We start from the raw sequence: 21,171 nt of genomic DNA on the forward strand, positions 1-21,171 counted from the left end.
CGCCGGTGAGGTGCGCGTGCTCTTCGGTGGCGGTCATGCGTCGGGTGCTTCCTTGAACTGCACGGGGATGCGGCCGATGCCGTAGTCCTTGCGCAGCGGGTGTCCTTCCCAGTCCTCGGGCATGAGGATCCGGGTGAGATCGGGGTGGCCCTCGAAGGCGATGCCGAACATGTCGAACACCTCGCGCTCCATGGCCTCGGTGCCCGGGTGGACCTCGAAGAGCGTGGGCACGATGGGGTCGGCCTCGGGGACCTGGACGCGGATCCGCATGCGCTCGTGCGCGAGGTGCGAGATCAGCGTGACGACCACCTCGAAGCGCTCGGGCTGCACGCCGGGCGGAAGGTCGGACTGCGGGTGGGCGAGGTAGTCGACCGCGGTGACATCGAGGCACTGCAGCCAGCCCTCGTCGCGCAGGGCGCGCACGGTGGCCACCAACTGGTCCGGCGCCACGTGCACCGCGGCGAACCCCCGGTGACGGGTCACGGGCGAGCCGTGGATCAGCTCGGGCTCGGGCGCAGGCTCAGGCGCCACCGACTCGTCGGTGGCGGTGGTGGACTCCGACATGGTTACGCCCGACCCAGGATGATGGGCTGCGGTGCACGCTGGCCATCGAGCTGCGTCACCTCGATGCCGGCACCGCCGCCGTTCTCGGCACGGCGCCGGAAGATCTCGCCGTCTTCGATCTTGGCGTGGAGCGTGCCGATGGCGTGGATCAGCGTCTCGGGCCCGGGAGGGCACCCGGGGGCGTAGACGTCGACGGGGACGACCTGATCGACGCCCTGCACGATGGCGTAGTTGTTGAACATGCCGCCGGAGCTGGCGCAGACGCCCATGGAGATGACCCACTTGGGTTCCATCATCTGGTCGTAGATCTGCCGCAGGACCGGGGCCATCTTCTGCGAGACCCGGCCGGCCACGATCATCAGATCGGCCTGGCGGGGAGAGGCGCGGAAGACCTCCATCCCGAAGCGGGCGAGGTCGTAGTGGGCGCCGCCGGTGCCCATCATCTCGATGGCGCAGCAGGCCAGGCCGAAGGTGGCCGGCCACATGCTGCGGGTCCGGGCCCACTTGACGACGTCTTCCACCTTCGCCGTGACGAAGTTGTGGTCGAGGGTCTCGAGCCCGTTGCTGAAGTCGAGGCCCGCCATCAGGCTGCCACCTCGGCGGGCTCGCGCCCGTCCTGGCCGACGCGCCGCACCGTGGAGGTGGTGGTGCGCTCGGTGCTGACGGCCGGATCGGTGCGCCGCAGCTGCTGGACCGGCCCCCAGTCGAGGGCGCCGTTGGCGAGCAGGTAGATGAACGAGGCGAACACGGCGGCGGCGAACACGAGCATCTCGATGAGGCCGAAGAGCCCGAGCTGGTCGTGGATCACCACGTACGGGTACAGGAAGATGATCTCGATGTCGAAGACCACGAAGATCATGGCCACCAGGTAGAACCGCACCGGGAAGCGCTCCGGCGGCGCCTGCCCTGGCACGATGCCGCACTCGTAGGGGGCCGCCTTGGCCGCGGACGGGCGCTTGGGGCTGACGAGCTTCGACATCACCAGGCTGGCGCCGGCGAAGGTGATGCCCAAGATGAGCATCACGAGGATGGGCAGGTACTGGCCCATCGTCAGCTGGCTCCCGCCACTGCCATGCGCTGGGCCTGAGCGAGCTTGTCGCGGCGGTGCAGCATGCTGCACAGGACCGCCGTGCTGGCGCCCATCAAGATGGTCAGGGCGATCGCGTGGCGACGCAGGAGGTGCCCGTCGACCCGCTTCAGCACCACGGTGATGATGGGGGCGTTGGGGTCTCGCACCGGCGTGGGCGGGGCCTGGCCGGGCTTGGTGGCCTGCGGGATGGCGGCCTGGAGCTGGACGGCCGCGTAGAACTCCGGCGGCCGGAAGTTGAAGGTCGAGCGCGCCCGCCACTTGACGCGGCCGACCATGCTGTTGTCGGTGCGCGAGGTCTTTCCGCCGACCACGAAGGAGTCGATGACGACGTAGTCGCTGGCGGCGGCGAACAGGTTCTGGCCGTCGGGCCCGAGCGCCTCGGCCACCACGGCCTGGGTCTCACCGGTGTACTTGTTCGAGGTCTCGAGGATCCGCCAGGGCGCGACCTGCTTGTTGACCTGCTTCAGCAGCTCGGCGCCGGGACCGGGCACCGTGACGAGGTCGCCGAGGTTGGGGTCTCGCTGGGCCGTGGGGAACGCCTTGGTGAACTCGGCGTCGCCGTTGCGGAGCTTCACCGGGTCGGGGAGCTCGTCGGGGAGGGGCAGCGTGGTGGCCTTGTCGAGCGACGAGGGGACCTCGCCGCTGCCGGACTCGCTGCGGACGACGTCTTCCACCTTCCAGGTGGGGGCGTTGCCCTTGTAGCCGATGCCGTACATCGACCAGATGATCCCCATGACGAACAGCCAGCCGGTGAAGCCGGTGAGCGCGAGGAGGAAGCCGAGGCGCGCACCGTTGTTGGTGGCGAGGATCAAGAAGACCGACCCGCACAACACGGTGACTGCGACGAGGACCGTGAGGATGCCCCGGAAGCCGGGGTCCCACGACCACAGCGAGGCGAGGACGTTAATCACGTGCGAGGCTCCGTTCGTACTCCACGATGGCGCGTACCTGATCCTGGGTGAACATGGCGCCTTGCTCTGCGGTTCCGGTGTCCTTGTTGTCGATGCCGACCTCGCCGTTGGTGGCGTTGATCTTGTAGCCGGGCGTGATGCAGAACCCGGGCATGCGGCCCGTGCCCTGGCCGTTCAGGCCGTAGCGGACACCTTGGTCGGAGCCGTTGCAGACGAAGTCGGTCTGCTCCTGCGGGCCGAGGCTGGCCCCCGGGAACTGGCGGAGGACGTTGGTCAACGGCGGTCCGAAGGCACCGGTGCCGTCGGCGGCCTTCTCGCCGTAGGACCAGCCCTTGGTGTGGCAGCGGCCGCACGAGTAGGCGCCGCCGGCGAAGCCGTCGTCGTAGCCCATGTTGAACAGGGCCTCGCCTTCGGACTTGTACATCGGCGGGCACGACGACGTGTCGACCGAGGCCGGGTCGAACGCGGCCAGCTGCTTGGCACTCAGGCCTTCCTGGGCCTTGTCGGTGACCGACGAGACGCAGGTGGCCTCCTTGCGCTTCATCATCGTGGCCAGCTGGGTCTTGACCTGCGCCTGTGACTGCTTGGGCGTGAGCTGGAACGTCTGGATGTAGTCGATCAGCTCCTGGAGCTTCTGGTCGGTGAGCGGGCCACCACCAGCGGTGCCCCAGGCGGGCATCGGCGAGAACGGACGGCCGTAGGTGAGGACGTAGCGCACCTCGTCTCGGCTGTAGCGCAGCAGGACGGTGTTGAGCGCCGGCCCCTTCCAGGTCACGGTCTTGATGAACCGGCCCTGGGAGTCGGTGATCGTGTACGGCGTGGCACCGCCGACACCGTTGGCACCGTGGCAGAAGGCGCAGTTGTAGCCACCCTTCTCGGTGGTGTCGAACATGGCCGAGCCGCGGGAGACGAACTCGTCGTGGATGCGCTGCTTGGCACCGTCTTGGCGGCCGGGCTCCTGGAGCCAGTAGAGCGGGAGGCCGATGCCGATGATGAAGAGGCCGAGCAGACCGAACGACAGGGTGCGGTCGAGCTTCTTGCCTTCCAGCGCCTCGTCGTCGAGGTACGGCTTGCGGTTGGGAGCGAGCTCGATCTCCGAGCCGATCTCCGGCTTCGCCTGGCGGATGTTGATGAAGGCGTAGGTCAACCCGATGATGACGGCGACGATCAGGAAGATGAGACCGATCGACGTCTGGGTTGCGATTTCAGCGACCATCAGTGGTGACCTCCTGCACCCGTCACGCAGTGAGGCCCTTCAGCTTCTTGACCGGTGGTGTTCGTGCCGATGGGCGGACCCTGGATGATCACGCCCGTGTCGACGGTGAGCGAGTTGTTGGCGACCGACATGGCGAAGCGGTCGAGGCCACGGGGAGCCGGGCCGCCCTTCTTCTCGCCGACCTGGTTGTACTGCGATCCGTGGCAGCCGCACTCGAACCACTGCGAGGTGAGGCAGGCCGGCACGCGGCAGCCGAGGTGGACGCACTTCTGGTAGAGGGCGATCACGCCCTCCTTCATGCCGGCCAGCTCGGGGGCGCTGTAGGTCTTCACAGCCTTGTCGAGGGCGCTCGACGGGTAGGCGGTGATCCACATGCGGCCTTCGGGGTAGTAGGCGAAGCCGTTGCCGTTGGTGATGGCCTTCTGCACGTCGGAGAGCTTGCCGACGGCGATCTTGGAGCCGAACCCGCCTCGGGTCTGGGGCCAGAGGAAGGCCAGCACGGCGGCACCGAAGCCGCTGAGGCCGAGGATGAAGCCGCCGATGATCGACCGGTTCAGGAACTGGCGGCGGTAGACGCCGATCTCCTCGGCGTCGGGCGGTACGAACGGAGCCGGCGGCGCGGGCTCGGTGACGGGCACCAGGTCGCCGCCCTTGCGGGCGAGCTGCGCGGCGCGCTCGACGTCCTTGCCGGTGCTGCCCTCCTGGAGGGCAGTGGCCTTGCGCGACGACCGGTCGCGCTTGCGGGTCTCTCGGGACAGGTAGCCGGCAGCTCCAGCGTCTTCGCGGCGTCGCTGCGACGCGAAGATCACGAAGCCGGCCAGAAGGACCAGCACCGGAATGAGGATGACGAGGGGATTCATCTCAGCCTTCCTTCCTCACAGCTCGAAGAAGAGTCCGGCGGTCCACGGGAAGACGAAGAGCTGCCCAGGGCCTCGGAAGAACGAGCCGATCATGGTCAACACCGCACACGCCATGAGGAAGATGGTGAAGAGTGCGACGGCGAACTTGCGATCCTCGGGCTTCGCCGAGGGGTTGCGGTCGATGTAGGGGGCCATCATGAGGCCTCCCAGACCGATGCCGGGGAGCAGCACGCCCGCCACCATGGGGTGGAAGAGGGCGAGGAGCTCTTGGAGACCGAGGAAGTACCAGGGGGCCTTCGACGGGTTGGGGGTCTTGTTGATGTCGGCGAGCTCCAGCAGCGGAGCGTTGACGAACACCGAGAAGATGAAGACGAAGGCGGTGCAGGCGAGGGCGGCGACGAACTCGACCGACAGGAGGTGGGGCCACACGTGGACCTTGTCCTGCGGCGCGGCCTTCACGTCTTGGATCGAGCCCGACTTGACCACGGTCAGCAGGCGCTGGGTGTGGCCTCCGGGGCCGGCCGCCACGGGCGGTGCCGCGGTGGCGACGGCGGTGCCGCCGCCGCTGGTGGCCGGGGAGACCTCGGACCCGCCCGCGGACGCCTCGGCGCCGCCGGCCTTGGCTCGAGCGGCCTTGGCCCGCTCGAGCAGGTGCGCGGGGATCTTGCTGTCGGTGTCTGCAGCGTCTGCGGCAGGTGCCTCGGCGGCGGGCGCGGCCTCTTCGGCCTTGGCCGCCGCAGCCTTGGCGCGAGCCTCTTCGGCTCGCTTGCGCAGGTGCTCGGGGATCTCGGTCACGACGTCCTCCTCGACCTAGAGCGGACCACTGATGCCGCCGTCCTTGCGGACACGCCAGAAGTGGATGGCCATGAAGATCACGATCACGAAGGGGAGCATCAACACGTGGAGCACGTACCAGCGCAACAACGTGTCGGTACCGATCTCGGCACCACCCAGGAGCACGAACCGCACCTGGTTCCCGAAGACCGGGGTGTACCCCATCATGTTGGTACCCACCGTCACCGCCCACAGCGCCAGCTGGTCCCAGGGGAGCAGGTAGCCGGTGAACGAGAGCAGCAGGGTCAGGAGCAGCAGCACGACGCCGATGACCCAGTTGAACTCACGGGGCGGCTTGTAGGCCCCGTGGTAGAAGACGCGCGCCATGTGCAAGAACACGGACAGCACCATGAGGTGGGCCGACCATCGGTGCATGTTGCGCACGAGGAGACCGAAGGTGACGGAGGTCTGGAGGGCGTAGATGTCGTTCCAGGCCTGCGCCGCGGTGGGCCGGTAGAAGAACATCAAGAAGATGCCCGTCACCGTGAGCAGGATGAAGAGGAAGAAGGAGAGCCCACCGAGGCACAGCGTGTAGCTGACCTTGACGGCGTGGCGCTTCACCTTCACCGGGTGCAGGTGGTACAGCACCGAGTTCATGATCACGTAGGACCGGTTCCGGGGGCTGTCGGTGTAGCCCTTCCGGAAGATCGAGCCCGGGCGGAAGATCGAGTTCCAGGCCTGGCTGGCCTGCACCTGATCGGTGAGCTGGCTCACCTTGCTCGGGCCCTTGTTCTGCATGGTCTTGGCCATCGGTCTACTGCTCCCGATTCTGTGCGCCGGCGAAGGTGGGGATCGCGCTCATCCGAGCCGCATCCCGTAGCCGTAGCCGTGGGTGTTGGTGCGCTGGTGCCCGTCGCCGTTGGCTGCGGGGTCGCCCACCTTTCCGAGGATGATCACGCCGGTGGGGCACCGGTCGACGCAGAGCGCGCAGCGGGTGCACACGTCGTCGTCGATGAGGAACACCACGTTGTCGCTGGGATCGATGCCGGGGAGCTCGGTGCCCTCCGCCTCGGCGATCGATTGTGGCTGCACCATGTGGATGCACTTCCACGGACAGATGTCGACGCAGCCCTCGCACATGATGCACTCGGACTGATCGATGTGGATGAACTGCTTGGGCTTGACCGCCTTGGCCAAGTAGTCCGCATCGACCTGCACGAGGGCGTAGTCGGTGCGGAACTCCGGCATCGGGGGGTTGGCGTCGGTCTTGGCCATGGATCAGGCCTTCACCAGGGGACGGCCGTAGGACGAGGTCTCGACCTCTTCGGTCTTCTTCTGGCCCCGCTTCTGCCAGACCGACCAGAGGACGATGGTGATGGTGAGGTTCATGCCGTAGATGCTCACGGCGATGAGGTCGGCCACCGTCTGCTTGGAGATGACGATGGGCGACCACTGCATGAGGCCCTTGGAGCCGGGGCCGGCCAGGAGGGCATCGGAGCGCATGGCGAGCTCGCTGCCGGAGTAGGTGAGCCACTGGTGCGGGACCACGCCGAAGGACCAGAAGAGGGCGAAGGTGACGAACACCGACGCGGCGGCCGCCTCACCCCAGGTCAGGTACGCATCCCTGGGCCGTCGCTTGGAGTACCAGACGACGATCCCGGCCAGGAGGAACTCGACGATCAACGCACCCGTGAAGGCGACGTTGGCGAAACCACTGGCGATGGCGCACACGATCACCCAGAGCTGCGCTGGGATTGAATCTGCTCCGATCACTGCGACGGCTCCTCCTCGTGAATCCGATCACAATCCAACACTTCGACCGCGCCTGTACGTCGACCCGGTTCGCTGACGGTCTAGCACGCGTCCTCCGCGACCACACATTCGATCGAGGCCGTGTTCACACCCTCTGTTCGGTGCCCGAGGGTGCATCGGATCAACCCGCCGAGGTGCGGGTCAGGCCCCTGCCCGGAGGGCGTGCGGAGCGGGTGATCCACGGGGCTCGACGACGAGTATCGGCGGCTTGGCCCCGCCCGTGAGGCCGGGCCTAGAGTGGCCGCGTTTCACCTATCAGCCTCCGTCTGATGGGTGCCGATCCGCCTGCGGAGGAACCTGCGTTGACCGAGATCCCCGAGCACCTGCTGAAGCGAGCCGCCGCCGCTCGCGCTGCCAAGAGCGGCGGTGACGGCGACGCGCCGGCCGACGCCCCGGCCGCAGCCAGCGGTGACGCACCGGCTGCCGCTGCCGCGGCGCCGGCCGCCGCCGTCGAGAAGACGAAGGCTGCCCCCGCACCGCTGCCCACGCTCGACGAGGCCGCGCCCGCGGCGAAGCCCGACATCGCGGTGGTCGCCGCGGCCAAGCGCCGCAAGCGCATCCCCTACTGGGCCGCTCCCGTCCTGGCCCTCCTCCCCCTCTGGGGCGTCCTCTACGTGTCGTCCGTCCAGCCGCCGCCGGCCGGCGAGAGCGACCCGTTCGTCATCGGCAAGGCCGTCTACACCGCCAACTGCGCCAGCTGCCACCAGGCCGACGGCTCCGGCGTGAAGAGCGGCGGCACCGGCCAGGTGCTCACCAACGGCGAGGTGGAGAAGACCTTCGCCGACCCGCTGTCGCAGGTCTACTGGGAGCACTTCGGCGCCGCCGACGGTGGAGCCCGGGCCGACGGCACCTACGGCGACTCCACCCGCGAGGGCGGCGCCCGCAACGTCAACGACCTGCCCAGCGCCCAGATGCCCGGGTTCGCCTCGCTCACCTCCGAGGAGATGGCCGCAGTGGTCATCTACATCCGCGAGGAGATCGACGGCGGCAAGCCGGCCGACGACCCGAACTTCAACTCGGAGCTCTTCGCCCAGGACCCGGCCGCCATGGCCGCCCTGGTCGACGCCGTGACCGCGCTGAAGGCCGGCGATCCCGACGCCGTGTCCACCGTGACCGGCGCCGAGGGCGGCAAGTAGCTCGTCTCGGGGGCTCGCTCCCGAACCCGCTCCGTACACTCGCCCCATGACCGCCGCCGCCGATCGCTACGACGTCTTGGTGGTCGGCGGAGGCCCCGCCGGCGCATCCACCTCGTACTGGCTGGCGAAGGCCGGCGTCCGCGTGGTGTGCGTCGAGCGCAAGACGTTCCCGCGCGACAAGACCTGCGGCGACGGGCTCACCCCCCGGGCCGTGAAGCAGCTCACCGACATGGGCCTGCACGAGTCGCTGGAGAAGTACCACCGCTACACCGGGCTGCGAGCGGTCGCCCACGGGGTGACGCTCGAGCTCAACTGGCCCGACCACCCGATCTACCCCGACCACGGGTTCGTGGTGAAGCGGCGAGACCTCGACCAGCTCGTGTTCGAGCACGCGGCGGCGGCCGGAGCCGAGACCCACCAGGGCACCGAAGCCGTGGCCCCCATCGTCGAGGGCGGCCTGGTGACCGGTGCGGTGGTCAAGGACAAGGCCACCGGCGAGACCCGCGAGATCAAGGCCCGCTACATCGTCATCGCCGACGGGGCCAACAGCCGGTTCGGCCGGGCGCTCGGCACCGCCCGCAACCGCAGCTACCCGCTCGGCATGGCCATCCGCACCTACTACGAGAGCCCGCTGCACGACGAGCCGTGGATCGAGAGCTGCCTCGACGTGCGCGACCGCAACGGCAACTCGATGCCGGGCTACGGCTGGATCTTCCCGGTGGGCGACGGCACCATCAACGTCGGCATCGGGCTGCTGTCCACGTTCCGCGACTGGCGCGACGTGAACACCACGCACCTCATGACGGAGTGGGCCGCCACCGCACCCGACTACTGGAAGATCGACCCCGACAACCCGGTCTGCGCTCCCACCGGGGGACGCATCCCCATGGCCGGTTCGGTGAACCCGAAGGTCGGCCCCACGTGGGCCGTCGTCGGCGACGCCGGCGGCTCGGTCAACCCGTTCAACGGCGAGGGCATCGACTACGCGTACGAGACCGGGCGCCAGGTGTCGGAGTTCCTGGCCGAGGCGATCGCCACCGGCGACGGCATGGCGCTGCAGCAGTACCCGAAGTGGCTCGACGCCGAGTACGGCCTGTACTTCAAGGTGGCCCGCCTGTTCGCCCAGGTGATCGGCCAACCCGCGCTCATGCGAGAGCTCACCAAGGTCGGCATGCAGTCGCGCAGCCTCATGGACTGGGTGCTGCGCATCATGGCCAACCTCCTCCAGCCCGATGAGATCGGCCCCGCCGAAGCCGCCTACGCCATGGCCGCGGCGGTCGTGAAGCGAATCCCCGAACCGCTGCCCTGACCCATCGGGTCCGGCCTCCCTCGGCGAGCACGGGGCCGGCCACCTGCACCTGGGCCCGGGCGGCACCCGGGACGGTCGCGCCCAGGACCAGACCGCTCGCCGACCGCGGCCCCACCGCTATCGTGGACCTTCCACCCCAATCCGATGACCTCGATCAGGATCAGGGTGTGCGACGTGGCGCTGACGGTGGACCACTTCCGCGAGGCGGCGCACGAGCTGCTGCCGATGGCCCGGAGCGCAGCGGTGCCGCTGACCCCCGACCAGGCCGAACTGCTCGCCGACCGCCAGGTGCAGGTGACGTGCCGGCTGGCGCCCCTGGCCAACCTGCTCCACCTCGCCAGCATCGTCATGACCGGGCTGTTCTTCATCCCCAGCTCGACCGGCTGGTTCCGCCCGGCCTGGACCGGGGCGATGGTCCTCCTCGGGCTCAACTCGGTGCGGTGGTGGCTGCCGCGGAGCCAGGCCACCTACGACCGCGGCCGGCGAGACCTGTGGGGGCTGCGGGCCGAGGCGGCCACGTGGAGCGTGCTCAACGGGATCCTCGCCTGGAAGGCCCTGCCCGTCGCCGACCCCCGCCAGCAGCTGCTGCTGGTCGCCACCATCGCCGGGGTCATCGGCGCCGGCGCCATGGCCCTGTCGACCGAGCGCACCGTGGGGTTCACCTGGCTGTGGGGCCACGTGCTCACCATCGGCACGGCGTTCGTGGCGACCGGGCAGCCGACCCTGCGGCTGCTCACGGTGCAGCTCGTCGTCTACGGCGCCGCGCTGAGCCTGGCGATCCTGTACCTCTCGGTCACGTTCGAGCTGCGCTGCCGGGCCGAGATGGCTGCCGACGCCGAGCGGGAGGTGGTGACGCTGCTGCTCGACGATGTGGAGGGCGGCGCCCGGGACTGGCTGTGGGAGGCCCAGCCCGACGGGGCGCTCGTCGGCGTGTCGAACCGGTTCGCGGCGCGGACGGGCCGGCCCGTCCACCGGGTGGAGGGCCGGTCGCTGCCCGACCTGCTGGCGGAGCTCGGAGCCGCTGACCACCGTGACGGCCGCGCCCCGTTCGACGCGCTGGTCGCCGCGCTGGCGGCCGACCGTGCGTTCCGAGACCTCGTGGTGCCGGTGCTCGTGGAGGGCGTTCGGTCGTGGTGGTCCATCTCCGGCCACCCGACGCCGGTCGGCGCCGGCCCCAGCGGGTGGCGCGGCGTGTGCTCCGACGTGACCGAGGGCCACCGTCACCAGCGCGAGGTCCTGCGGCTGGCCACCATCGACACGCTGACGGGCCTGCCCAACCGGCACCGCTTCCACGAGGCGCTCGCGGCGCGAGCCGCCACGGCGTCGGCGGATCGTCGCCTCGTGCTCGCCATCGTCGACCTCGACAACTTCAAGATCGTGAACGACACCCTCGGCCACCCCGTCGGCGACGGGCTCCTTCGCGCCGTGGCGCAGCGGCTCCGCCACGACCTCACGGCCGACGAGGAGTGCTTCCGGCTGGGCGGCGACGAGTTCGCGATCCTGCTCGACGAGACCGGAGGCGCCTCGGCTCTTGCCCGGCTCGGCTCGTTCCTCGATGTGCTGCACGATCCGTTCTCGGTCGAGGGCAACCGGCTCGAGGTGACCGGCTGCCTCGGCCACGCGGCGCTCCCCGGCGACGCCGCCGAGCCCGACGAGCTCGTCCGCCTCGCCGATCTGGCGCTCTACGCCGCCAAGGGCGCGGGCCCCGGCGTGGTCCGCCGGTTCGACCGGGGGCTCGGCGAACGGATGGCGGCACGAGCGCTGGCTCTCCACGATCTGGGTCGAGCGATCGACCAGGAGCAGTTCGCGCTCTGGTACCAGCCCCAGATCGACCTGGCCACCGGCCGGGTGCTCGGGTTCGAGGCCCTGCTGCGGTGGCACCACCCCGCCCGCGGGCTGGTCGCTCCCGGCGCGTTCATCGACGTGGCCGAGGAGACCGGGCTCATCGTGCCGATCGGGGCGTGGGCGGCCCGCCGAGCGCTGGCCGACGCCCGCTCCTGGCCCGAGCCGCTGCGGGTGGCCATCAACCTGTCCCCCACCCAGCTCGTCTCCGCCGGGTTCGTCGACGGCTTCACCCGGGTCTTGGCGGCGTCGGGCGTCGATCCCGGCCGGGTGGAGCTGGAGGTCACCGAGTCCGGGGTGGTGGATCGCCACGCCCAGGCGGCGCTCGAGGCGGTGCGCGCCACGGGCGTGGCCCTGGCGATCGACGACTTCGGGACCGGCTACTCGTCGTTCGCCACCCTCCGGGCGCTCCCGGTCGACACGGTGAAGATCGACCGGGCGTTCGTGGCGCAGCTCGACCCGACGCCCGGCCACGCCTCGCAGGTGGTGGTCCGCGCCATCATCGAGGTGGCTCGCGCCCTGGCGCTCGGCTGCGTGGCCGAGGGGGTGGAGACCGTCGAGCAGGCCGCCCTGCTCCGGGCGCTCGGCTGCCCCACCGCCCAGGGGTACCTCTACGCCCGACCGATGCCCGCCGCGCAGGTGGCCGCCTACGTGGCGGAGGCCACCGGATCGACCCAGCCGCCGACGTCGGCGGCGAGGCGGTCGGCCTCGACCGGGCCCATGGTGCCGCCGTCGTAGAGGTAGACGCGGTCGTGGTGCTCGAGCACGTGCTCGACGATGCGCCACTGCTCATCGACGGCGTCCTCACGCCCGAAGCGGCGGGCGTCGCCTTCCATGGCGTCGTCGAGGAGGCGTTGGTACGCCTCCTGGCGCGGGCCGAGCGCCTCGTCGTAGGAGACCTGGAGGTCGATGGGCTCGGGGACGAGGTCGTCACCCGGCCGCTTGGCGTGGAGGTGGAGCTTCACGCCGTCGGCCTTGCCGAGGAGGAACCGGAGGTAGTTGGGGCCGGGCTGGGGCGTGCCCTCGGGGGTGAAGAGGAGGCGCGGCGGAGCGTTGAACGTGACGATGGCCTCGGTGCCGTTGACGGCAAGGTCCTTGCCGGTGCGCACCAGCCACGGCACGCCCGCCCAGCGCCACGAGTCGATCTCGAAGCGGATGGCCGCGAAGGTCTCGACGTCGGAGCCGCCGTCGACACCGTCCTCGTCGATGTAGCCGCGGTACTGGCCGCGGACGAGCTGATCGCTGTCGAAGGTGCGGATCTGGCGGAACAGCTTCACCTTCTCGTCTCGCAGCGAGGTGGCGTCGGCGCCGATCGGAGGCTCCATGCCGAGCAGAGCGACGATCTGGAGGAGGTGGTTCTCGAGGACGTCGCGGAGGGCGCCGACGCTCTCGTAGAACTTGCCCCGGCCACCGACGCCGAAGTCCTCGGCCATGGTGATCTGCACGTTCGAGATGAAGTTGCGGTTCCAGATCGGCTCGAGCATCGAGTTGGCGAAGCGGAAGATCAGCAGGTTCTCGACCGACTCCTTGCCGAGGTAGTGGTCGATGCGGAAGATCCGCTCCTCGGGGAACGCGGAGTGGATGCACGCGTTGAGCGCGGCGGCGCTGGTCCGGTCGCGGCCGAAGGGCTTCTCCACCACCACCCGCCCGGCGGCGGCGAGGCCGACCCGGCCCAACCCGGCCACCACATCGTCGAACAGGGTCGGCGGGATGGCCAGGTAGAAGAGCGGGTTCTTGCTGTTCCCCAGCACCTTGGCCAGGAGGTCGTACACCGTGGACTCGCGGTAGTCGCCCGAGACATAGGTCAGGCGGGCGCACATGCGGTCGACCACGCGGGGGTCGGCGTGGGGCACCAGCTCGTCGATGGACGCCCGCAGCTTCTCGTGGATGAACCCGTCGTCTCCCGGCGACGAGGCGACGCCGATGATGGGGATCTCGAGGCGGCCCTCGGCCGCCAGGGCGTAGATGGCCGGGAAGATCTTCTTGTGGGCGAGGTCTCCGGTGGCTCCGAACAGCACCAGCGCATCGCTTCGTTCGCTCATTGCCCCACGCACCTCTCGAACTCGTGTGGATCTGGATCACCTGTGTACCGGGTCCCGCACGGCGTTCGCAGCGCGAGGCCCGGTCGGGGGTGCCGGTGGGTGGATCAGTGGACCTCGCCCTTCGGGTCCTCGAGCTCGATGGCGTGCCCGCCGAACTGGTTGCGCAGCGCCGAGATGACCTTCATGGTCTTGTCGTCCTCGCGGTGCTGCGAGGTGAAGCGGGCGAACAGGGCGGCGGAGATGACCGGCGCGGACACGCCGTTGGCCACCGCCTCGGTGACCGTCCAGCGGCCCTCGCCCGAATCGGCGGCGACCGAGGCGATGCCGTCGAGGTCGGGGGTCTCGGCCAGGGCCTTGATGAGCAGGTCGAGCAGCCACGAGCGGACGACGCTCCCCTCCTGCCACGAACCGATGGCGGCCTCCACATCGATGCCGAGCGGCGACGCCTCCAAGATGGCGTAGCCCTCGGCGTAGGCCTGCATGAGGCCGTACTCGACGCCGTTGTGGACCATCTTCACGTAGTGGCCGGCGCCGACGGGCCCGGCGTGGGCGAACCCCTTGGGCGGGGCGAGGGCGTCGAACAGCGGCTGGGCGATGGCGACCGATTCGGCGGTGCCGCCGACCATGAGCGCATAGCCGTTGGCCAGGCCCCACACGCCCCCGGAGGTGCCGCAGTCGACGAAGTGGATGCCCTTGGCGGCGAGCTCCTCGCCGTGGCGGATGGAGTCGAGGTAGTTGGAGTTGCCGCCGTCGACGACGAGGTCTCCGGGAGCCAGGCGCTCCCCCAGCTCGGTGATCACGCCATCGGTGATGGGGCCCGCCGGCACCATCGACCACGCCACCTTCGGCTGACCGTCGGCCGCCAGCAGCGGGATCAGCTCCTCGAGGGTGTGGGCCGCGGCCTCGGGCTTGGCCGGATCCATGCCGACCACCTCGTGGCCGTGCTGGGTCAGGCGCTGCGCCATGTTCCCGCCCATCTTCCCGAGGCCGATCATGCCGAGCTTCATTGCGGTTCTCCCTGGTTGACGTGAGCGGCGAGCTCGGCCATGGTCACGCGTGCCGAGCGCAGCCCGTGGCGAGCGAGCGTGAGCAAGTCTCCGTCAGCTTGGGCGTGCTTGAGTTGCGAGAACGTGAACGCTCGACCAGGAATCTCGGCATCGGTGGCATCGGCGCCGACCACCTGGAGGAACACGCCGGTGGGCGGGCCGCCCTTGTGGAGCTGCCCGGTGGAGTGCAAGAAGCGCGGGCCGAGGCCGAAGGTGGTGGCCACCTGGAGCTCGTCGCGCAGCTCCAGGCGGATCTCCTGGAGCTCGGCCACCTCGTCGCCGTTGGGGTCGACGTAGGCCTGGATCGACAGGTAGTCGCCCGGCTTCACCTCGAGCAGCACCTCGGCCAGCGTGGTGGTGGGCAGACCGGACGCGCCCGACTCCAGGACCGCGTTGGTGGCCTCCTTGGCCTCGGCCACGTTGGGCTGGTCGAACGGGTTGATCCCCAGGACGGCTCCGCACAGGGCGGTGGCCACCTCCCACACGATCACGTGGGCGCCGAGATCGAGGGCGTCGCCCAGGTCGAGCTCGATCACGGGATGGCCGGCGTCGGCCAGGACATCGACCCCGATGGGGTGGTCGACGTGACCGATCGACACGAAGAGGCGGTCGTCGCCGTAGACGTCGACGGGACCGAGGGCCTCGTCGGCAACGGGGACCACGCCGGTGCCCTGCTTGCCCGTGGACTCGGCCAGGAGCTGCTCGAGCCAGAGCCCGAACGCCTCGATCGACGGGTCGATGAGCAACGTGAGCTTGTCTCGGCCGGCGCGCACCGCGGCACCCATCGCCGCGCCGAGGCGCAGGCCGACGTTGACCGCCGGATCGGTGTCGCGCAGCGAAGCCTCCTGGGCGAGGCCCCGGCCGGCCAGGGCCGCCCAGTCGACGCCGGCCAGGGCGGCGGGCACGAGGCCGAAGAAGCTGAGCGCCGAGTAGCGGCCGCCGATGTCGGGCCGGTTCTCGAAGACGTGGCGGAAGCCCCGCTCCCGAGCGAGGGCACCGAGCGCCGAGCCCGGGTCGGTGACGACGGCGAAGCGATCGCCGCGAGGGTCTCGCTCCCAGAAGAAGTCGAGGTGGCTGCGGGTCTCGACGGTGGAGCCCGACTTCGACGAGGCCACGAACAGCGTGGTCTCGGGGTCGAGGTGGGCGGCGACGTGCCCCACCGCAGCCGGGTCGGTGCTGTCGAGGACGTGCAGGCGGATGGCCCCCGGGGCGAACGACGCCGCGATCACCTCGGGGAACAGGCTCGAGCCGCCCATGCCCATGACCACCGCGTCGGTCACGCCGTCGGCCCGGCACCCGGCGACGAACTCGTCGATCTCCGCGGCCGCGGCCACCATGTCGGCGGCCACCTCCAGCCAGCCCATGCGGTCGCTCAGCTCGGTGGGATCGGACGACCAGAGGGTGTGGTCGCGCTCCCACAGCCGGCGCACCGCCTCCCGTTCGTCCAGCTCGGCGAGCGCTCCGGCCACCTCACCTGCGATCGGACCGAGTCGTTCACGGCGGATTCCGGCACTGCTCATCGCTGAAGCTCCTGCGGGTCTGAGGGCGTTGGATGGGTTCTACCGCGTACGAGCGCCGCCGACGACGCCACCACCGGCGAGCAGCGCGTCGATCTCGTCGGCGGTGACCGACTCGCTGAACAGGTGGCCCTGCGCCAGCTCGCAGCCGAGGCGCTCGAGCACCTCGCCCTGGGCGGCGGTCTCGACGCCCTCGGCGATGGTGTCGAAGCCGAGGTTGTCGGCGAGCACCAAGGCCGCCGACACGATGGCGAGGTCGTGCGACGACGGGTCGGTGAGCCCCGCCACGAACGACGCGTCGACCTTCAAGATGTCGGCCGCCGAGAAGCGGCGGAGGTAGTCGAGCGTGGCGAAGCCGGTGCCGAAGTCGTCGATGGCGAGGCGGATGCCCAGCTCCTTGAAGCGCCGCAGCTGCTCGACGATGGCGTCGGGATCGGTGACCAGGTCGGCTTCGGTGACCTCGAGGCACAGCTGCTCGGGAGGGACGCCGTTGCGCGAGAGGCAGCCGGCGACGAAGTCGACCAGGTCGGCGTCGGCGAGCTGGCGGGCCGACAGGTTGGCGGCCACCTCGAGCGACGGCCACCGCGCCGCGGCCCGGCACGCCTGCTCGATCACCCAGCGCCCGAGCGGGAGGATGAGGCCGGTGTCGGTGGCGACCGGGACGAACGCGCTCGGCTTCACCAGGCCGATGCCCGGCCGCTCCCAGCGCAGCAGCGCCTCGACCCCCACCATGGTGTTGTCGCGGAGGCGGACGACCGGCTGGAAGTGCAGGACCATCTCGTCGGCGCGCAGGGCTTCGCGCAGCGCGTTCTCGACCTCGAGGCGGGCCATCGCCTTGTCGCGGAGGCCGACGTGGAACAGCGCGGTGCGGTTGCGGCCGCGCTCCTTGGCGTCGTACATCGCCAGGTCGGCATCCTGCAGCACCTCGGCGGGATCGGCCGGACCGGTGATGTGGACGACACCGAGGCTGGCCGAGACGACGACGCGACCACCCGGCAGGTCGATGGGTGCGGCCAGCGCGTCGGTGAGGCGCGAGGCGAGCGCGGCGACCTCGTCGACGCCACCGAGGTCGGGGCAGAGGACCACGAACTCGTCGCCGCCGACGCGGGCGACGAGGTCGGCCGGGCGCAGCGCCCGCCGGAACCGGTAGCTGACCTCCTGGAGGAGCTGATCGCCGGCCTCGTGGCCGAGGCTGTCGTTGATCAGCTTGAAGCGGTCGAGGTCGACGAACAGCAGCCCGGCCTGCACCCCCTCGGTGGCGAAGGTCTCCCGCAGGCGGTCGAGCAGGAACCGGCGGTTGGGGAGGCCGGTGAGGTCGTCGTGGAGGGCGCCGTGGGCGAGCCGGGCCTGGAGGTGGTGGCGGTCGACGGCGATGGTGGCCAGGTCGACGGCCAGGGCCAGCAGATCGGCCTCCTCGGAGGTGAGCTCGTCGGCGTGCTGGCGCAGCAGGACCAGGCGCCCGACGAGCCCCTCGGACCCCGTGAGCTCCGCGGCCCAGACCCGCACGTAGCGGCCGCCCGACGCCGCCTTCACGACCGAGTCCCAGCCCTCGTTCACCCGCAGGGCCCCGATGGGGTCGAGGCCCGGCGCGAGCGGCGGGCGGCTGATGCCGGTCTTCTCCAGCACGGTGAGCAGCTCGTCGTCGACCGCCGGAGCCTCGGACACGTAGCTGGGGCCGTCGAAGTAGCCGATGACCACCTCGCCCTGACCCAGCCGGCGCGCCGCCAGATCGGCCACGGCGCGGAGCGATTCGCCGATGGGCGCGCCGCGGGCGATGCGCTCCAGCAGGACGGTCTGCTCCGACAGCAGGTCGGCCGCAGCGTGCTCGCCCTGCACCGGTCGACCGGTGAGAAGCATGAGGTGCTCGCCCAGATCGTCGCCGGCCGACCGCTCGAACCGCAGCCGCCGCCAGGAACCGTCACCGGCCGCGACCCGCAGGATGCGCTGGCGGCCCGGACCGGTGCCGAGCAGCCGGTCGAGGTGCAGGCCGCGCCCGGGCTGGGCCAGCAGGTCGTCGGGGTGGACGAGGTCGGTGATCATGGCGCCGGTGAGCGCCGCGGCGGGGCGCTCGAGGATGCGCTCGGCCGAAGGGCTGGCGTACGAGATGCAGCCCGATCGGTCGGTGACCAGGATCAGCTCGGAGGCGCTGCGGAGGATCGATGCGGCCCAGGCGTCGCGCTGGCGGAAGATCTCGTGCTGGTTCTCGCGATCGGTGATGTCGCGCCCGATGCCGACGAGCTTGCCGACCCGAGGATCGCCGAGCGCGTTGTTGATCATGAACTCCGCCTCGCGCAGGCGCCCATCAGCCGTGACCATGGTGACCTCGATGGGACCGTGGAGCCCCGGCGTGGACACGACGTGGACCAGCGCATCGATGTGCTGCTGGTGGTTCGTCTCCTTGGCGAACACCTCGAAGATGCTGCGACCGATCAGGTCGTCGGGGTCCCAGCCGAACGTGTTGCCGACCGAGGAGCCGAACCCAGTGAACCGGCCCTGGTCGTCGAACAGCACGACGATGTCGGGCAGCGCGGCGACCAGCGCGGCGGGCTCGACGCCGGCGGGAAGGCCGCCCCGCCGCCAGATCATCGGCCCTCGGGCCCCGCCGCCGCGACGATCGCTGCTGCCTCGCCGGCGATCTCGATGATGCGGTCGATCACCTGGTCGTCGTGGGCCATGCCCGGGAACATCACCTCGTAGGCACCCGGGGCGAGGGCGACGCCCCGTCGGAGCAGCGCGTGGAAGAGCGCGGCGTAGGTGGCCTCGTCGGTGGTGCGGGCCTCGGCGTAGTTGCGCGGGGCGGCGGCCCCGAGGTGCAGGCCGATCAGCGGACCGGCGGTGGCGACGACCGCGGGGATGGCGACGGCGTCGAGCGCCGCCTGGAAGCCGGCGGCCAGGCGCTCGGCCCGGGAGATCAGCAGGGCGTAGGCATCGGGCGTGCACAGGCCGAGCGCGGCGAGGCCGGCCGCCGTGGCCAGCGGGTTCCCCGACAGCGTGCCGGCCTGGTACACCGAGCCGAGCGGGGCGAGGTGGTCCATGAGATCGGCGCGGCCACCGAACGCACCCACGTTGAGGCCACCGCCGATGACCTTGCCGAAGCAGGTGAGGTCGGGGGTGACGGCGAACGCCTCCTGAGCCCCGCCCCAGCCGAGGCGGAACCCCGTGATCACCTCGTCGAAGATCAAGATGGCGCCGACGCGGTCGCACTCGGCGCGCAGGCCGGCGAGGAACCCCGGGGCGGGCTGGACGAGGCCCATGTTGGCGGCGACGGGCTCGACGATGACGCAGGCGATCGACTCGTCGAGCTCAGGGACATCGTTGTAGGGGGCGATGATCGTGTCGGTGACCGCGGCCGCCGGGACGCCCGCCGAGCCGGGGATGCCACCAGGGCTGTGCGCGGGATCGAGGTGCGCCACCGCCGAGCCCGACTCGGCCAGCAGGGCGTCGCCGTGGCCGTGGTAGTTGCCCGCGAACTTCACGACCTTGTTGCGGCCGGTGGCCCCGCGCGCCAGGCGCAGCGCGGTCATGGTGGCCTCGGTGCCGCTCGACACCATGCGCACCTTCTGGCAGCTGGGCACGCGCCGGCGGATCTCCTCGGCCAGCAGCACCTCGCGCTCGGTGGGGGCGCCGTAGGACGTGCCGTCGCCGGCCGCGGCGCGGATGGCCTCGATCACCGTGGGGTGGGCGTGGCCGGCGATGATCGCCCCGTACGACTGGACCATGTCCAGGTACTCGGTGCCCTCGACATCCCAGACCCGGGCGCCGGCGGCTCGAGCGACGAAGTACGGGGTGCCCCCCACGGAGGTGAAGGCGCGCACCGGCGAGTTCACGCCGCCGGGGATGACGGCGCGGGCCCGGTCGAACAGCTCCTGGTTGGTGGTCATGGCGTCACCCTGCCAGGGCTTCGGCCGCCTCGCGGGCGAGGTAGGTGAGGATCAGGTCGGCGCCGGCCCGCTTGATGGAGGTGAGGTGCTCCATGGCCACGAGGTGGCCGTCGATCCAGCCGTTGGCGGCCGCCGCCTTGATCATGGCGTACTCGCCGGACACGTGGTACGCCGCCACCGGGATGTCGTGCTCGGCCCGGACCTTGGCGATGACGTCGAGGTAGGCGAGCGCCGGCTTCACCATGATGATGTCGGCGCCCTCCATCACGTCGGCCCGGACCTCTTCGAGCGACTCGCGGACGTTGGCCGGGTCCTGCTGGTAGGCCTTGCGGTCGCCCCCGCCGGCGATCTCCACATCGACCGCCTCCCGGAACGGGCCGTAGAGCGCCGAGGCGTACTTGGCGGCGTAGGCCAGGACGGCGATGTCGCCGAACTCCTCCTCGTCGAGCGCGTCGCGGATGGCGGCGACCTGGCCGTCCATCATCCCCGAGGGGGCGACGATGTCGACCCCGGCGGTGGCCTGGGCGATGGCCACCTCGGCGTAGCGGTCGAGGGTGGCGTCGTTGTCGACGGTGCCGTCGGGCGTGAGCAGGCCGCAGTGGCCGTGGTCGGTGTACTCGTCGAGGCAGAGGTCGGCGATGACGACGAGGTCGTCGCCGAAGGCGTCCTTGAGGTCGGCGATGGCGAGCTGGACGATGCCGTCGGGGTCGCTGGCGCCCGAGCCCTCGGCGTCCTTGTGCTCAGGGACCCCGAACAGCACGACCGACGGGACCCCCAGGGCGATGAGCTCCTTGGCCTCCTGGACCAGCGACGGCCGGGTGTGCTGCACCACGCCGGGGAGCGAGGAGATGGGGTGCGGCTCGCTGATGCCCTCGCGCACGAACAGCGGGGCGATCAGGTCGGCGCTGGTCAGCTGGGTCTCGGCCACCATCCGCCGGAGGGCGGGCGTGCGGCGGAGACGACGGAGGCGGCGCTGGGGGAACACCAGCTCAGCCTACGGGCGCCCGGGCGGCGGCGCCGAAGGCGAGCACATACGTATGACGGACGTCGCACTACGTACGCGGCCGGCCGGGAAATAGGTAGGTCTCCCGATGTGGAGGCCCACCTCAGGGGCGCACGATGGTCTTCGTTCCACCGGCCGCCAGGGTCGATGACGGAGACAGGAGGTTCG

The 21,171-nt window shown here is 70.5% G+C and carries 17 protein-coding genes and 2 pseudogenes; 3 read left to right on the forward strand and 16 right to left on the reverse strand.

Going from position 1 to position 21,171, the window contains the following annotated elements; translation table 11 throughout:
* Positions 1-33: 33 nt before the first annotated feature.
* The 10 genes and pseudogenes from ACPPVX_RS07765 to ACPPVX_RS07810 form a co-directional block, all read right to left on the reverse strand.
* Positions 34-564, reverse strand: coding sequence for an NADH-quinone oxidoreductase subunit C (locus ACPPVX_RS07765; protein WP_426574321.1), 531 nt, complete (start codon positions 562-564; stop codon positions 34-36).
* A gap of 5 nt (positions 565-569) precedes the next feature.
* Positions 570-1,148 (reverse strand): annotated as a pseudogene (locus tag ACPPVX_RS07770) (NADH-quinone oxidoreductase subunit B); the annotation flags it as partial.
* Between the two features lie 116 nt (positions 1,149-1,264).
* Positions 1,265-1,612, reverse strand: a pseudogene (locus tag ACPPVX_RS07775) (NADH-quinone oxidoreductase subunit A); the annotation flags it as partial.
* 2 nt (positions 1,613-1,614) lie between these two features.
* Positions 1,615-2,565, reverse strand: coding sequence for a hypothetical protein (locus tag ACPPVX_RS07780; protein WP_426574322.1), 951 nt, complete (start codon positions 2,563-2,565; stop codon positions 1,615-1,617).
* Positions 2,558-3,781: a c-type cytochrome gene (locus ACPPVX_RS07785; RefSeq protein WP_426574323.1), complete on the reverse strand. Its 1,224-nt coding sequence runs from the start codon at positions 3,779-3,781 to the stop codon at positions 2,558-2,560. Before ACPPVX_RS07785 ends, ACPPVX_RS07780 begins: the two co-directional genes overlap by 8 nt.
* Positions 3,781-4,641 carry a ubiquinol-cytochrome c reductase iron-sulfur subunit gene (locus ACPPVX_RS07790; RefSeq protein WP_426574324.1) on the reverse strand — a complete coding sequence of 287 codons (861 nt, stop codon included), beginning with the start codon at positions 4,639-4,641 and terminating at the stop codon, positions 3,781-3,783. The genes ACPPVX_RS07785 and ACPPVX_RS07790 overlap by 1 nt, the downstream gene beginning before the upstream one ends.
* Positions 4,642-4,656: 15 nt before the next feature.
* Positions 4,657-5,436, reverse strand: a complete 780-nt coding sequence (locus ACPPVX_RS07795; protein WP_426574325.1) for a menaquinol-cytochrome c reductase cytochrome b subunit — start codon at positions 5,434-5,436, stop codon at positions 4,657-4,659.
* 15 nt (positions 5,437-5,451) lie between these two features.
* Positions 5,452-6,225: a selenite/tellurite reduction operon b-type cytochrome ExtP gene (extP, locus tag ACPPVX_RS07800; protein WP_426574326.1), complete on the reverse strand. Its 774-nt coding sequence runs from the start codon at positions 6,223-6,225 to the stop codon at positions 5,452-5,454.
* 48 nt (positions 6,226-6,273) lie between these two features.
* A complete protein-coding gene (locus ACPPVX_RS07805; RefSeq protein ID WP_426574327.1) occupies positions 6,274-6,690 on the reverse strand; it encodes a 4Fe-4S binding protein in 417 nt (138 codons plus the stop codon).
* A 3-nt stretch (positions 6,691-6,693) separates the two neighbouring features.
* A complete protein-coding gene (locus ACPPVX_RS07810; protein WP_426574328.1) occupies positions 6,694-7,188 on the reverse strand; it encodes a hypothetical protein in 495 nt (164 codons plus the stop codon).
* Between the two features lie 341 nt (positions 7,189-7,529).
* On the opposite strand from ACPPVX_RS07810, the gene ACPPVX_RS07815 reads away from it, so the two are divergent.
* The 3 genes from ACPPVX_RS07815 (at position 7,530) to ACPPVX_RS07825 (ending at position 12,252) form a co-directional block, all read left to right on the forward strand.
* Positions 7,530-8,363 (forward strand): c-type cytochrome, encoded by an 834-nt coding sequence (locus tag ACPPVX_RS07815; RefSeq protein WP_426574329.1) that lies wholly within the window; start codon positions 7,530-7,532, stop codon positions 8,361-8,363.
* A 46-nt stretch (positions 8,364-8,409) separates the two neighbouring features.
* Positions 8,410-9,672 (forward strand): geranylgeranyl reductase family protein, encoded by a 1,263-nt coding sequence (locus tag ACPPVX_RS07820; protein WP_426574330.1) that lies wholly within the window; start codon positions 8,410-8,412, stop codon positions 9,670-9,672.
* Positions 9,673-9,846: 174 nt separating this feature from the next.
* Positions 9,847-12,252: a putative bifunctional diguanylate cyclase/phosphodiesterase gene (locus tag ACPPVX_RS07825; RefSeq protein WP_426574331.1), complete on the forward strand. Its 2,406-nt coding sequence runs from the start codon at positions 9,847-9,849 to the stop codon at positions 12,250-12,252.
* On the opposite strand, the gene zwf is transcribed toward ACPPVX_RS07825, so the two are convergent.
* The 6 genes from zwf to hemB form a co-directional block, all read right to left on the reverse strand.
* Entirely contained in the window at positions 12,162-13,556 is a 1,395-nt protein-coding gene (gene zwf / locus ACPPVX_RS07830) for a glucose-6-phosphate dehydrogenase (RefSeq protein WP_426574332.1), read from the reverse strand. The genes ACPPVX_RS07825 and zwf overlap by 91 nt on opposite strands.
* A 104-nt stretch (positions 13,557-13,660) precedes the next feature.
* A complete protein-coding gene (gene gnd / locus ACPPVX_RS07835) occupies positions 13,661-14,563 on the reverse strand; it encodes a phosphogluconate dehydrogenase (NAD(+)-dependent, decarboxylating) (protein WP_426574333.1) in 903 nt (300 codons plus the stop codon).
* The gene (locus ACPPVX_RS07840; protein ID WP_426574334.1) at positions 14,560-16,122 is read right to left on the reverse strand and encodes a glucose-6-phosphate isomerase; all 1,563 of its coding nucleotides are present in this window, start codon (positions 16,120-16,122) and stop codon (positions 14,560-14,562) included. The genes gnd and ACPPVX_RS07840 overlap by 4 nt, the downstream gene beginning before the upstream one ends.
* 39 nt (positions 16,123-16,161) lie before the next feature.
* A complete protein-coding gene (locus tag ACPPVX_RS07845) occupies positions 16,162-18,705 on the reverse strand; it encodes a sensor domain-containing protein (RefSeq protein ID WP_426574335.1) in 2,544 nt (847 codons plus the stop codon).
* Positions 18,702-20,000 carry a glutamate-1-semialdehyde 2,1-aminomutase gene (hemL, locus tag ACPPVX_RS07850; protein WP_426574336.1) on the reverse strand — a complete coding sequence of 433 codons (1,299 nt, stop codon included), beginning with the start codon at positions 19,998-20,000 and terminating at the stop codon, positions 18,702-18,704. The genes ACPPVX_RS07845 and hemL overlap by 4 nt, the downstream gene beginning before the upstream one ends.
* 4 nt (positions 20,001-20,004) lie before the next feature.
* A complete protein-coding gene (hemB, locus tag ACPPVX_RS07855) occupies positions 20,005-20,988 on the reverse strand; it encodes a porphobilinogen synthase (RefSeq protein WP_426575010.1) in 984 nt (327 codons plus the stop codon).
* Positions 20,989-21,171: the final 183 nt, after the last annotated feature.

The organism is Aquihabitans sp. McL0605, assembly GCF_049993875.1.
Taxonomy (GTDB): domain Bacteria; phylum Actinomycetota; class Acidimicrobiia; order Acidimicrobiales; family Iamiaceae; genus Aquihabitans.

What these genes read in the sequence shown, in the direction of transcription:
- zwf (WP_426574332.1), bottom strand. Translation starts at nt 13,556, where the DNA reads ATGAGCGAACGAAGCGATGCGCTGGTGCTGTTCGGAGCCACCGGAGAC.
- ACPPVX_RS07790 (WP_426574324.1), bottom strand. Translation starts at nt 4,641, where the DNA reads ATGAATCCCCTCGTCATCCTCATTCCGGTGCTGGTCCTTCTGGCCGGC.
- extP (WP_426574326.1), bottom strand. Translation starts at nt 6,225, where the DNA reads ATGGCCAAGACCATGCAGAACAAGGGCCCGAGCAAGGTGAGCCAGCTC.
- ACPPVX_RS07845 (WP_426574335.1), bottom strand. Translation starts at nt 18,705, where the DNA reads ATGATCTGGCGGCGGGGCGGCCTTCCCGCCGGCGTCGAGCCCGCCGCG.
- gnd (WP_426574333.1), bottom strand. Translation starts at nt 14,563, where the DNA reads ATGAAGCTCGGCATGATCGGCCTCGGGAAGATGGGCGGGAACATGGCG.
- ACPPVX_RS07840 (WP_426574334.1), bottom strand. Translation starts at nt 16,122, where the DNA reads ATGAGCAGTGCCGGAATCCGCCGTGAACGACTCGGTCCGATCGCAGGT.
- ACPPVX_RS07765 (WP_426574321.1), bottom strand. Translation starts at nt 564, where the DNA reads ATGTCGGAGTCCACCACCGCCACCGACGAGTCGGTGGCGCCTGAGCCT.
- hemL (WP_426574336.1), bottom strand. Translation starts at nt 20,000, where the DNA reads ATGACCACCAACCAGGAGCTGTTCGACCGGGCCCGCGCCGTCATCCCC.
- ACPPVX_RS07805 (WP_426574327.1), bottom strand. Translation starts at nt 6,690, where the DNA reads ATGGCCAAGACCGACGCCAACCCCCCGATGCCGGAGTTCCGCACCGAC.
- ACPPVX_RS07820 (WP_426574330.1), top strand. Translation starts at nt 8,410, where the DNA reads ATGACCGCCGCCGCCGATCGCTACGACGTCTTGGTGGTCGGCGGAGGC.
- ACPPVX_RS07785 (WP_426574323.1), bottom strand. Translation starts at nt 3,781, where the DNA reads ATGGTCGCTGAAATCGCAACCCAGACGTCGATCGGTCTCATCTTCCTG.